We start from the raw sequence: 12,572 nt of genomic DNA, 5'->3' as shown, positions 1-12,572 counted from the left end.
GCTCATGGCAAAGGCGCCAACCCAAGCTCCGCGAGAAACGCATTGTGGCGCTGCTTCGCCTTGTCGATCTCCGTTGCGATCGCTTCCAGCTCTGCGTGCACGTCCTTGAGCACGATCTCCTTCTCCGCCTCTGCCGTGCTGACATAGCGCGAGATGTTGAGGTTGTAGTCGTTGTCGATGATTTCCTGCATCGGCACGCGGCGCGCGTAGCGCTCAACCGGTTTCTCCGGGCGCTGCTGGTAGGTATCGACGATGCGCCGGATGTGCCCGTCATCCAGCTGGTTCTGGCGCTTGCCCTTGCTGAAGTGCTCGGCCGCGTTGATGAACAGCACGTCGTCCGGCTTCTTGCACTTCTTCAGCACCAGGATGCAGACCGGGATGCCGGTGGAATAGAACAGGTTGGCCGGCAGGCCGATCACGGTGTCGATGTGACCGTCCTTGAGCAGCTTGGTACGGATGTCCGCTTCCTTGCCACCGCGGAACAGCACGCCGTGCGGCAGGATGATGGCCATCACGCCGTCGTCCTTCAGGTAGTGCAGGCCGTGCAGCAGGAAGGCGAAGTCAGCGGCGCTCTTGGGTGCCACGCCATGGTTCTTGAATCGCATGTCCTCAGCCGTGGCCTCGCCCGGCTCCCAGCGGTAACTGAAAGGTGGATTGGCCACCACCGCATCGAACTGCGGCTTCTTCGCCGGGTTGGTCTCGCGGAGGAAGTCCCAGTCGTTGGTCAGGGTGTCGCCGTGATGGATCTCGAATTCGGTGTCCTTCACCCCGTGCAGCAGCATGTTCATCCGCGCCAGGTTGTAGGTGGTGATGTTCTTCTCCATGCCGTAGATGCGGCCGATGCTACCGCCCGCCTTCTTCATGCGGTGCCGCACGTTAAGCAGCAGCGAGCCGGAGCCGCAGGCGAAATCGAACACGCTGTCCAGCTTGCTGCGCGGGCCGGCCTTCGGCTCCTGGCTGTCCAGGGTGACGATGGCGGAGAGGATGTTGGAGATCTGCTGCGGGGTATAGAACTCGCCGGCCTTCTTGCCGGAACCCGCGGCGAACTGGCCGATCAGGTATTCGTAGGCATCGCCCAGCGCATCGACGTCGGTGGAGAACTCGGCGATGCCCTTGGCGATCTCGGTGATGATCGCGCACAGCTTGGCGTTGCGGTCGGCGTACTTGCGGCCCAGCTTGTCCGAGGCGAGATTGATCTCCGAGAACAGGCCCTGGAAGTGGCTCTGGAAGGATTCTTCCTCGATGTACTTGAAGCCCTGCTGCAGGGTGTTCAACAGCTCGTCGTTGTGGGTCTTGGCCAGATGGACGATGTGGCCCCACAGGTACTGCGGCTTGACGACGTAATGCGCCTTGCGCCGCATCTGCTGCTCGAACGCAGGCACGTCGGCAGCATTGTCCGCATACCACACCGACAGCGGCGTCCTGCCGCCGTTGCCGATTGCTTCCGGGTCCGGGTAGTCGGCACCCAGTTCCTTCTTCGCGGCCTCCTCGTAGTTCCACGACAGGTAGCGCAGGAACAGGAAGGACAGCATGTAGTCGCGGAAGTCGTCCGCGTTCATTGCGCCGCGCAGCTGGTCGGCGATGGCCCAGAGGGTCTTGCCGAGTTGTTTCTGGTCTTTGTCGTTCATGGCTTCAAACGTTTCTTGATCCTGTTTTCCAGCGCGGCCAGCTCGGCCTCGTCGGCGGCATCGGCGGCACGGGCTTCCTGCTGTTTTCGCTGTTCGGGTTGTAGACCGCGACCAGCCGGCGCACTTCGCGCCCGCCCTCGCGCTGAACTACCGAGGATTCCTCGGTAGTTCGTTCAGGCTCCAACTTCCTGTCTGAAATGATGTTTTTCAGATGCTGGCAGATGTTTTCGGTGGTGACATCGAACAGCTCCGCCATCTCGGCCTGCGTCAGCCAGACGGCCTGGCCGTCGGCGCGCAACTGGATGCGGCTGGCGCCGTCCTCGGTGGTGTAAAGGATCACGCCGCTCATGCGCTGACCGCTTCCGGCGCGGGGAACAGCTGCTGCATCAGGCCCTGCTTGTGGGTCTTGAGGGCGGCGAGCTCTTTGGATTCGGCGGTGATTCGGGTGTCGAGGGAGGCGAGGCAGTCGGCAATGCGTTGTTGTTCGGCAAGAACTGGCGCAGAGACTTTCAGAGCTAGTACGTCGGTCTTGCCGATGTTCTTCATCGTCCCCGAAGACCCTGCCGCCAACTCAGACAATGCAGCTCTCCCTTGGTCTGAGCCAAGAACGTAAGCCAGGAAGCGCGGATGTCCTTTGCCTGTCGCCTTCGCGGCCCACAGTCTGTCAGGAAGGAACAGGCCCGGCATGTCCCTCTCAACGAATGCATTGGCGCCAACCAACGCAATCGTATTCATCCGACTGATAATTATCGTGTTTGCGCGGACGGGTTCCTTCACGCGTCGAAGCTCATGTGCTTCAAGGACAACCTTGTTCTCGGAATGATCGAAAACGCCATTGGTTACGCAACTTGTCTTCAGAATTCCGACCTCCTTTTCAAGGGCAGGCCGATCTCCTGAATTGACACTCACACCTGCATCCAAGGTTTGGATGTAGCGAGATAACGGGTCAACTCTCCACTCCGGCGCATCGCGGAACTCGGGGAAGCGGAGGCGGGGGCGGGTTTCGCCTTCGCGGGGGAACAGCTGCTGCATCAGGCCGCGCTTGTGCGCCTTCAACGCTTCCACCTTGCGCCCCTGAGCGGCAATCACCTCGTCCAGCGACGTCAGGCAGTCGGCGATACGCTGCTGCTCAGGAAAAGGCAGGTCGGGAATCGCGAGCTTGGCGAATGTCTCGCGAGTTAGGTGCCTGATTCCTCCACCCGTGAACAAACTCTCAAAGGCAGTTGTTCCGGCAATTGCCTCCAAGTACAGAACAAGAATCTTCGGCACAAACGGCCCGTGAAAACGGACTCGATGAATTGCCTTCTGAAATTTCAGATCAGGAAGTCGCCCATCCCAAACCGCAGAACGTCCCGGCTCACCACCTTCGCAGACCAAGACATCGCCCTCTTGTAAGCCGTAGCGCTCGAGTTCGCTTTCCTTGAAGCGCATCTGAGGAAGGCTTGATGTATCCACGCTATTCCATCGCAACGAAATATTGTTGATGTAGGGAAGCAGGCGCCCATCCGTGTGCTTGTTGGCGTCAAGCATCTTTCCTAGTTCTATCTCGGCAATTTTTCCAAGCGAAGTCCGTTGCCATGCCGGAGCGTCTCGAAACTCCGGAAACCTCAGCTTCGGCAGAACGAAGCGAGAAGTAGAAAGTGAGCAGTTGGAAGCAGGCGAAAGCGTAGCCAGCTTGCCTGCGCTGCTTTTCTTTCTCACTTCTGATTTCTCATTTCTCACTTTTCTGTCTCATAGGCAGAAAGCCCGGCGATCTCGCGCCCGCCAGCGCGCTTGCGTAACAGCGGAGTCAACTCATCCATCAGCGCTTCTTCCTTCTGCGCGCGCGCCTTCCAGCCCAACTCCAGCGGCGCCAGTAGTTCGGTCAGCGCCTCGCCGTCGAGGATGCGTCGCGCCAGCACGGCTTCGACGAAGGCCTGCAGGCGGGCGACCGGCAGGCCGTGCGTTTCTGCCACCGCAGCCAGCGCACGGGCGGCCTTGTCCTGCTTGAAGGCCTCGTAACCGGCACGAATGGCGGCTTCGTCCAGGCCGGCACCGGCCTTCAGGCCGCGCACGTACTCGCTGATCTCCTCGCGCTCGTCGATGAACTTGGCATCGCCGGCGATCAGGCCGATCAGCTGCTCGCGGCTCATGCTGGCCTTGCCGGCCGGCTGCATGGAGATGTCCGCCGCCAGCTTCATGATGTAGTCGTAGTCGATGGTGGCGGAGGCGAACAGCACGAACTCGAAATCGAGCTGGTCGATGTCCTCGTTCTTCTTGCCGTCCGGCTTGGCCTGCTGCGCGCGCAGGCGCTGCGCGGTTTCGAGGTAGGCGCCGCGGAAGGCGTTGAGTTCGTCGCGCGGCAGCACCTGGTCGATCTGCTGCGCCTGTTCGGGGGTGAGGTCGGTGTACTGATCCAGTTGCACCTTCAGCTTCTGCACCTGCTTGAAGCGCTCGACGAAGCCGGCGCGGGCGGCATCGCCCTTGAGGTTGGCGATGTCCTCGGGTTTCCCGCTTAGGCCCTGCGAGGCCATGAAGCTGTCGAGTTGGTCGCGCGCTTCCTTGAGCTTCTCGATCACCACCGGCGCGGTGTCCACCAGCCAGATGGTGCGCGCCTGCTCGGCCTTGACCCCGGAGAACAGGGCGATGGCGGCATCGACCTCCTTCTGCTGGCCGCGGAAGTCGAGGATGTTGCCGTAGGGCTTGGTGTCGTTGAGCACGCGGTTGGTGCGGCTGAACGCCTGGATCAGGCCGTGGTGTTTGAGGTTCTTGTCCACGTACAGGGTGTTGAGGTACTTGCTGTCGAAGCCGGTGAGCAGCATGTCCACCACGATCACGATGTCCAGCTTCTCGCGGCCCTTGCGCGGCAGGTCGGCATTGGGGAACTGCTGGTCCTTGATGCGCTGCTGCACGTCCTGGTAGTAGCCGTCGAACTCCTCGATGCGGTGGTTGGTGCCGAACGCGGCGTTGTAGTCGCCGATGATGGCCGCCAGCGCCGCCTTCTTTTCCTCGGGATTCCTCTTGTTGTCGGCCTGCTCCTGCGGCAGGTCTTCCTGCAGCTGCTTCACGTCGGCGCTGACATCGGCCGGCGGGGAGAACACCGCGGCGATGTTGAGCGGCACGTAATCGGGATCGGCCTGCTGCTTCTCGGCCTGCGCGGTCTTGAACAGCGCGTAGTACTCGATCGCGTCGTTGATGCTTGCTGTGGCCAGCAGGGCATTGAAGCGGCGCCCGCCGGTGGCGGTGTGGTGCCGGGCCAGAATGGCCTCGACCACGGCGCGCTTGGCCAAAGGCTCGCCGGGCTTGACCGGGTGCTTGCCGTCGGGCTTGAAATAATCCACGTGGAACTTCAGGACGTTCCTGTCCTCGATGGCGTGGGTGATGGTGTATTCGTGCAGGGACTGCTGGAACAGATCTTCCGTGGTCTTGAGCGTCTGTTCCTCGCCCTCGATGCGCTTGTAGCTGGCGTTCTGTTCGAAGATGGGCGTGCCGGTGAAGCCGAACAGCTGGGCGTTGGGGAAGAACGCCTTGATGGCCTGGTGGTTGTCGCCGAACTGCGAGCGGTGGCATTCGTCGAAGATGAACACGATGCGCTTGTCGCGCAGGGCCTGGAGCTGCTCGGCGTGCGTGGTGAGGCCGCGCTGCTCGCGGCTCTGGTTGCGCGTGCTGCCGCCGTCCAGCGCCAGACCCAGCTTCTGGATGGTGCAGACGATGACCTTGTCGGCCGCATCGTCGGACAACATGCGCCGCACCAGTGCGCCGGTGTTGGTGTTCTCCTCCACGCAACCTTCCTGGAAGCGGTTGAACTCCTCGCGGGTCTGGCGATCCAGGTCCTTGCGGTCGACCACGAACAGGCACTTCTCGATGGCCGGGTTGGCCTTGAGCAGGATGGAGGCCTTGAAGCTGGTGAGGGTCTTGCCGCTGCCGGTGGTGTGCCAGACGTAGCCGTTGCCCCGGTTCTCGTCGATGCATTTGACGATATTCTCGACCGCGTAAATCTGGTACGGCCGCATCATCAGCAGCTTCTGCTCGCTGGCCACCAGCACCATGTACCTGCTGATCATCTGACCCAGCGTGCACTTGGCCAGAAAGGCCTCGGCGAAGGCGTCGATGCCCTTGATCTTGCGGTTGTCCGGTGCGGCGTATTCGTACACCGGCAGGTAGCGCTCGTCCGCGTTGAAGGAGAAATGCCGGGCGTTGTTGTTGGCGAAATAGACGGTGTTGTCGCGGTTGCTGACCACGAACAGCTGGATGAAGCACAGCAGTGTGCGCGTGTAGCCGTTGCCGGGATCGTTCTTGTACTCGACGATCTGCTCCAGCGCGCGACGCGGGTTGATACCCAGCGTCTTGAGTTCAATCTGCACCACCGGCACGCCGTTGATCAGCAGGATCACGTCGTAGCGGTGGTGGCTGTAGTCGGTATTGATGCGCAGCTGGCTGGCCACCTCGAAGGTGTTCTTGCACCAGTCACGGATGTTGACCAGGGTGTAATTCAGCGGCGTGCCGTCGTCGCGGGTGAAGGCGTTGCGGTGGCGCAGGGTGTGGGCGGCGGCGAAGACGTCGGGAGTAACGATGTCTTCCAGCAGGCGCTGGAACTCGGCGTCGCTCAGGGTGACGCGGTTGAGCGCCTCGAAATGCGCGCGGAAGTTGCGCTCCAGCGCGGCGCGGTCGCGAATGTCCGCGCGCTGTGTGTACTTGAGCTCGCCGAGTTTATCGATGAGTTCCTGCTCGATGGTGCTTTCCTTGACGTGCATGGAACCCTCGTGAATCGGTCTCCCACTGTGAACCGACTGGTCTATGAGCAGTGAACTTGTGGTGCAGGAGAGTTTAGCTGCTGTCGGGAGATCAGCGGCTTCTCTGCGTGCGCCTACATTTCTGGAATCGCGTCCAGTGCGGCCCGATTTCCCGTCGCCTGTGGTAGCGAGCCTGATGCCCGGCCACGTTCGGTATCGGCGCGGAATCGGGCGCGCAAGGCCGGGTCGAGGGAGTCGACCTTGCGTTCGCGCTGCAGCAGGGCGACGTCGCCGGGGGCGAGCTGGCAGTTGCGGCCAAGGCTGTCGGCTTCGTCGCGGGTGCGGGGATTGGCGTTGCGCAGGTGGACGACGACGGCGAGGGTATCGCCGAGCGGTTCCAGCCGCTGGCAGACCTGGTCGATGAAGCCGTAAGTGCGGAGTTCGGCGCCGGTGATGCGCACGAGCAGGTTGCTGCGATCGAGCCAGGCGACGGAGCGCACGCCGGGCATGGTGCGGATGGCGGCGCGCGCGGATTCCGGGTCGATGGGGCGGCCGGCGTCGGGCAATTTCATGGCGCGGCGCACGTCTTCGGTCATGGCTTCCATGTTCTGGCGCACGCCTTCCTGGTTGCCGGTGATGGCGGCCACGCGCGCGGCGGCGATGTGGCCGGCGGTCTTGAGGGGGTCGACGGGCTGGCCGGCTCGCTGGGGCGCGGGCGCCTCAATGGTGCTGGCACGGGGTTCGTGCTGCGGCGTTTCCGCGACGCAGGCGGCGGCGAGCAGGCAGGCCGCGAGGGTGGCGATGGGTTTGGTTGTTTTCATGCGCGCGCCCTCCCCTGGTGCGTGCTGTTCATGGCTGCGTCTGGGGAAACCTCCGCCCGGGGTCGATGCCCTGGCTCCGGGCCGGACAAATCGCGGCCATGGGCCGCTCCTACGAAGGGCGCGTGGCGCGGTGGTTATGCCCCCGCGCGGCAAATCCTCGAAAACGAAGCACTCCCCGGCTGCGCGTTGTTGATCGTGTGCAGGGCGATCTTGCAGGCCTGCCCGCTGGCGCTGGTGTAGGCGATCGCTTCGCCGGGGTTGAGGGTCTTGCGCACCGAGGTGTCGCTGTCGCGCGAGGTGAGGTTGATGGCGACGTAGCTGGCGGCGACGCCGTCCAGGCCGATGGATGTCTCGGGGTCGATCTGCCAGGCGCTGTTCTCGCCGACGATGAAGTCCGAGCCGCCTTCCATGCCGGTGGCGTCGCGCACGGCCTGGCGCAGGGTGTCGTTCTCGCGCTTGGCCAGGGTGAATTCCTCGATCAGGCGGGCGTTGGTGTTCTTCAGCGCTTCGGCCGCGGAGGCGACGTTGCGCAGGGCGGCGTTGCCGCTGCCGTCGAGCGAGCCCTTGAGTTCGGACAGGCTGTTCCTGAGGGCGTCGAAGTTCTGCTTCTGCTCGTCCTTCATCTGCACGAGGAAGTCGTCGGGCTCGCGGAAGTTCTGCATCACCCGGTCGGCCGCTTCGTTGCCGAGCACGCCGAGCACGAACAGCGCGATGGCGAACACGGCGCCCTTCAGCGGGTGTGCGGTGATGGTGGTGCGCCAGGTGCGGAAGTCGCCCAGTTGCCGGGTGAGCCAGCCGGGCGCCTGCTCGGGTGTCGCGGCCTGGGTGGTTGCTGCGGTGCCGGTCTGCTGTTCCATGTCCCGATCCCCTGTCGTTGGACGTTGTCGCGAGGTTTCAGTGGCAGTCGAGGATGCGCCGGCGCTCGACCTCTTCGGCCGAGCGCAGCGGCAGGCGCGGCCTGTGGCCGGCCAGTTCGTGCATGCGCCCGACGGCGATGTCGAATTCGCCGGCAACCACGACGTTGCGGGTGGCGAACACGTGCGCCAGCGACTGGTAGTAGCCCAGCGTGCCTTCGCGGCCGCCGTTGAAGCGATCGAACACGGCCACGCCGATGGCGGCGTTCTCGAGGTCCTGGACGATGGCGCGGGCGTTGTGGAGCTTTTCGCAGGCGCTGACGAGCAGCACGCTGTCGTCGGCGTCGATGGTGTTGGCCAGGTGGGCGCGCTTGCGGTCGTACCAGTTGCTGCGGGCAATCTCGGGATCGGCATCGGCGGCGCGGGCTTCGGCGGAGACGTCGGTGCAGGCGATGACGATGTCGACGACGGCCTCGCCGAACAGGGCGCGGATCATGGCTTCGTGGGCCTGGCCGCAGTCCTCGATGGTGTCGTGCAGCAGGGCCGCGATGGCCTGGTCCTCGTTGCCGCCGAACTCGATCACCAGCGCGGCGACGCCGAGCACGTGGCTCAGGTACGGGACGTAGGTGCCCTTGCGCAGCTGCCGCGCGTGGGCGATGCGGGCGTAGTCGACGGCCCGGCTGAAACGATCGGTCAGTGTGGTCATGCTCCCCCCTGTCCTGCCCTGCGTGCGACGGGACCGACGCGGGGCAAGGGAGGGAATGGTAGCCGCGGGAAGGGGTGGATCGGGGCCGGGGGAGAAGTTTTCCTAGGAATGCCGGGCCGCGCCGGGCGATTCCTGGTGGGGCTGCGTGCGGGCTGCTTTGCTTGCCAACAAAATGGGGTGACGCGGGTTCGCGGCTGAAGCCGCTCCTACAAGGGCGGGGCAGGCGGGGCCGGCGGGACGGCGGGGGCGCTGGCGGGGGCGGCGGGCAGCAGCGCCTGGATGGCGTCGGCGAGGATTTCGCCGGTGACGGGTTTGCGCAGGAAGCCGTCGAAGCCGGCGGCCCGGGCCTGGGGTTCGGCATCGGGGTCGGCGCGGGCGGTGACGGCGAGCAGCGGCTGGGTGAAACCGCTTGCGCGCAGCTGCCGGGCCAGGGCGAGGCCGTCGAGGCCGGGCAGGTCGAGGTCGAGCAGGGCCAGGTCGAAGCGCTGCGCGGAAGCCTCGGCCAGCGCGGCCAGGCCGTGGGCGGCGTGGACCACGCGGTGGCCCTGCGCGCGCAGCAGGCCGGTGATGACTTCGGCCACGGTGGGGTCGTCTTCGACCAGCAGCAGCTGCTGGGGGCCGGGCGCGGCTGCCTCGGTCGCGGGGCGGGCGGCGGCGGCCGTGGCCGGGGACGCGACGGCGGGCAGCGGCAGGTCGACGCTGAAGCGGGTGCCCTGCCCCGGCGCGCTGTCGACGACGATCCGGCCGCCCATGGCGTCGGCGAGTTCCTGACAGATCGCCAGGCCCAGGCCGCTGCCGCCGTAGCGGGCCGCGGTGCGCGCGCCTTCGGCCTGTTCGAAGCGGCGGAACAGGCGCTGCTTCTGCTCGTCGTTGAGGCCGGGGCCGGTGTCGCCGACCACCGCGCGCACGCCATCGCCGTGCGGCTGCACGCGCAGCGCGACTTCGCCCCGGTCGGTGAACTTGATGGCGTTGCCGAGCAGGTTGAGCAGGATCTGGCGCAGGCGCACGGCGTCGCCGCTGACCCAGCGCGGGGTGTCGGCGGCCAGCGATTGCTCGAAGCGCAGCCCGCGCTTGCGCGCCACCGGCGCCATCAGCGCGACCACGTCGGCGACCAGCGCATGCAGGTCGAACGGACGGGCGTCGAGTTCGAGCTTGCCCGCTTCGATCCGGGCCAGGTCGAGGGCGTCGTTGACCAGCCGCATCAGGTGGTCGCCGGCATTGCGGATCGATTCGGTGTAACCGCGCTGGCGGGCATCGAGGTCGGTGGCCAGCAGCAGCTCGCTCATGCCCAGCACGCCGGTCATGGGCGTGCGCACTTCGTGGCCCAGGGTGGCGAGGAAGCGGCTCTTGGCCTGCGAGGCCTGCTCGGCGACTTCGCGCTGGTGCTGGGCCATCTGCCAGTCGCTGCGGCGGCGCAGGCGCTGGCGATAGTCGGTGGCGCCCTTCCACAGCATCAGCAGCGCGGCCAGCACCAGCGCCACGCGCGCCCACGCGGTGCGCCACCACGGCGGCCGCACGACGAGCTTGAGCACCTGCTCGCCGGCGGCGGCGCCGGCGGCGTCGGCGGCGCGCATGCGCAGCGTGTACCTGCCGGCGGGCAGGCCGGTGAAGCTGCGTTCGCCGCTGGCACCCTGCTGTACCCAGTCGCTGTCGAAGCCTTCGAGCTTCGACCAGTAGCGGTTGGACTCGGGGTCGTCGTAGGCCAGCAGGCGCGCGCGCACGGTGAACTCGTGTTCGCTAGGCGACAGCGACATCGCCGGCTGCAGCGGCAGCGGCTGCCAGCGGCCGTCGCGGCGCACCGCGAACGAATCGATCCGCAGCGTCGGCGTGGCCGGCGCGTGTTCTGCAGCGAGGGTATCGACCAGCACCACACCGCCGTCGGCGGTGGTGGCGGCGAGCATGCCGCCGGCGGTGATGGTGATGGCGCGCTCGAGGAATTCCTGGCTGCCGATGCCCTGCTGGACGCCGTACTGGCGCAGGCGCAGGGTCGACGGCGTCCAGCGGAACAGGCCGCGCGTGGTGGACATCCACACCCGGTGCTGCGCGTCCACGAGCAGACCGGCGGCACCCACCGACGGCAGGCCGGCTTCGACGCCCACGCTGGCGCTGCGCCGCCACTGGCCGTTGTCGCGTTCGTAGCGCTCCAGCCCGGACAGGCGCTGCAGCCACAGCGCATCTGGGCCGTCGAAGGCGAAGGCGAACACCTTGGCGCCGGCCATCGCCGGCACCGGCACGAAACGGCCGCTGGCGGCATCCAGGCGCGCCAGGCCTTGCGCACCGGCGATCCACGGTTCGCCGCTGCCGGGGGCGAACGCCAGTTCCTCGGTTTCGCCATTGCCGACGCCGTCGCCATCGCCCGTCGGCCAGGCATGGAGCACCGCGCCATTGGCGGGGTTGCGATGCTGGATGCCGCCGCCCTTGCTGGACAGCCAGAGGCTGCCATCGGGGGCGATGCGCAGCAGGTCGACGTAGCCGGGCAGCATGGCGTCGCTGGTGCGCGCGCGCTTCCACTCGTCGATGGCGCCGTCGGACGACAGCCGCAGCAGGCGCCCGCTGGCGCCGATCCACAGGCGGCCGTCCAGGTCCTCGGCGATGGCGTACATGCGCACGTCGCGCAGCCGGTCGCGCACGTCGTCGCCGAAGCTGGAAATCTCGCCTTCGGCGTCGATGTGCTCGACCAGGCCGTTGTAGGCACCGAGCCACACGCCGCCGTCGTGCGCCGGCGCGATGGCGCGATAGAACTCGCCCTGGAGCACGCCGCCGGCGCGCGAGAACTGCGCGACCGAGCGCCAGTCCGAACGCAGATACCCCAGGCCCGCGCCGGCGACCGGCACCCACAGCGCGCCGTCGTCGGTGCGCAGCAGCGCGGTGATCGGCCTGACGATGCCCGGCCCGCCCAGCGGCACCGGCACCGGCACCTGTCCCGGCAAAACGCGCCACAGGCCGCGCTGGCTGCCGAGCCAGTACGCACCGTCGTCGTCGCGTGCGATCTGGATCAGCGCGTTGGGGCGCTCGAACATCGGCGTCCATTCCGGCTGCGACCAGCGCTCGCCGGCGCCGAGCACGTACACGCCCTGCGCGGTGCCCACCCACAGGTCGTCGTCCACCAGCGTTGCCGCGTACAGCAGCGGCGTTGCCTCCATCGGCATGGCAACGCGCTGGACGCGGCCGTCGGCGAACTTCGCCACGCCGGCGCGGGTGCCGATCCACAGCGTGCCGTCGCGTGCGAACGCCAGCGACATGATGGTGTCCGACGGCAGGCTGTCGGGATCGCCGTCGTCGTGCGCGTAGCGGGTGATGCGGCCGTCCGGCGCGAGGTGGTGCAGGCCGCCTTCGTAGTTGCCGAACCAGATGTCGTCGCCGCGGCTGGCGATGGCGAACACGTCGTCGCTGCCCATCTGCGGGTGGTCGGCCTTGCGGATGTGGCGGAAGCCGCGGCGATCGCGGTCGAGCACACTCAGGCCGCCATTCTCGGTGGCCACCCAGACCCGGTCGCGGTGGTCGACATGCACGTATTGGACGTTGTTGCCGGGCAGCGACTCCGGATCGCCGGGCTCGTGGCGCCAGACGCGCATCTGCAGCCCGTCGTAACGCGCCAGGCCGTCGCCGGTGGCGATCCAGATGTAGCCGTCATGGTCGCGGGCGATGCCGAAAAAATCGGTGGACGGCAGCCCCTGCGCGGCGCCGATGATGCGGAAGCGCGGCGTTTCCGGCACCGCGGCGCGGGCGCTGCCGGCGATGGCCAGCAGCGCGAGCAGCACTGCGAGCGGCAGCACGATCAATGTGCGCAACATGGTTCCCTCCCCCGGCGCGCGCTCCCCGGCGCCCGTGAATCCTCGCAACGCAGCGTT

General features: G+C 66.4%; 8 protein-coding genes. All 8 read right to left on the bottom strand.

Going from position 1 to position 12,572, the window contains the following annotated elements:
* Positions 1 to 2: 2 nt before the first annotated feature.
* On the bottom strand, positions 3 to 1,628 hold the full coding sequence (locus H570_RS0101650) for a type I restriction-modification system subunit M (protein WP_027079227.1): 1,626 nt from the start codon (positions 1,626 to 1,628) through the stop codon (positions 3 to 5).
* Positions 1,629 to 1,632: 4 nt separating this feature from the next.
* Positions 1,633 to 1,977, bottom strand: a complete 345-nt coding sequence (locus H570_RS15940) for a virulence RhuM family protein (protein WP_051175970.1) — start codon at positions 1,975 to 1,977, stop codon at positions 1,633 to 1,635.
* Positions 1,974 to 3,329 (bottom strand): restriction endonuclease subunit S, encoded by a 1,356-nt coding sequence (locus H570_RS15935; protein ID WP_169447719.1) that lies wholly within the window; start codon positions 3,327 to 3,329, stop codon positions 1,974 to 1,976. Before H570_RS15935 ends, H570_RS15940 begins: the two co-directional genes overlap by 4 nt.
* Before the next feature lie 17 nt (positions 3,330 to 3,346).
* Positions 3,347 to 6,361, bottom strand: a complete 3,015-nt coding sequence (locus H570_RS0101635) for a type I restriction endonuclease subunit R (protein ID WP_027079226.1) — start codon at positions 6,359 to 6,361, stop codon at positions 3,347 to 3,349.
* A 113-nt stretch (positions 6,362 to 6,474) separates the two neighbouring features.
* Positions 6,475 to 7,161, bottom strand: coding sequence for a hypothetical protein (locus tag H570_RS15930; protein ID WP_051175969.1), 687 nt, complete (start codon positions 7,159 to 7,161; stop codon positions 6,475 to 6,477).
* Positions 7,162 to 7,295: 134 nt separating this feature from the next.
* A complete protein-coding gene (locus H570_RS18740; protein WP_027079225.1) occupies positions 7,296 to 8,018 on the bottom strand; it encodes a hypothetical protein in 723 nt (240 codons plus the stop codon).
* 37 nt (positions 8,019 to 8,055) lie between these two features.
* Complete coding sequence (locus tag H570_RS15925) at positions 8,056 to 8,721, bottom strand: HD domain-containing protein (RefSeq protein WP_051175968.1); 666 nt, start codon at positions 8,719 to 8,721, stop codon at positions 8,056 to 8,058.
* Positions 8,722 to 8,927: 206 nt separating this feature from the next.
* Positions 8,928 to 12,515, bottom strand: a complete 3,588-nt coding sequence (locus H570_RS15920; RefSeq protein ID WP_051175967.1) for a hybrid sensor histidine kinase/response regulator — start codon at positions 12,513 to 12,515, stop codon at positions 8,928 to 8,930.
* Positions 12,516 to 12,572: the final 57 nt, after the last annotated feature.

The organism is Luteimonas mephitis DSM 12574 (assembly GCF_000422305.1).
GTDB lineage: Bacteria > Pseudomonadota > Gammaproteobacteria > Xanthomonadales > Xanthomonadaceae > Luteimonas > Luteimonas mephitis.
The sequence above is the reverse complement of the archived record's forward strand: the minus strand, read 5'-3'. Positions and strand labels throughout refer to the sequence as shown.

Bases quoted from the DNA above. Each gene is read 5' to 3' on its own strand.
- H570_RS0101650 (WP_027079227.1), bottom strand. From the start codon at position 1,628: ATGAACGACAAAGACCAGAAACAACTCGGCAAGACCCTCTGGGCCATC.
- H570_RS15940 (WP_051175970.1), bottom strand. From the start codon at position 1,977: ATGAGCGGCGTGATCCTTTACACCACCGAGGACGGCGCCAGCCGCATC.
- H570_RS0101635 (WP_027079226.1), bottom strand. From the start codon at position 6,361: ATGCACGTCAAGGAAAGCACCATCGAGCAGGAACTCATCGATAAACTC.
- H570_RS15930 (WP_051175969.1), bottom strand. From the start codon at position 7,161: ATGAAAACAACCAAACCCATCGCCACCCTCGCGGCCTGCCTGCTCGCC.
- H570_RS18740 (WP_027079225.1), bottom strand. From the start codon at position 8,018: ATGGAACAGCAGACCGGCACCGCAGCAACCACCCAGGCCGCGACACCC.
- H570_RS15925 (WP_051175968.1), bottom strand. From the start codon at position 8,721: ATGACCACACTGACCGATCGTTTCAGCCGGGCCGTCGACTACGCCCGC.
- H570_RS15920 (WP_051175967.1), bottom strand. From the start codon at position 12,515: ATGTTGCGCACATTGATCGTGCTGCCGCTCGCAGTGCTGCTCGCGCTG.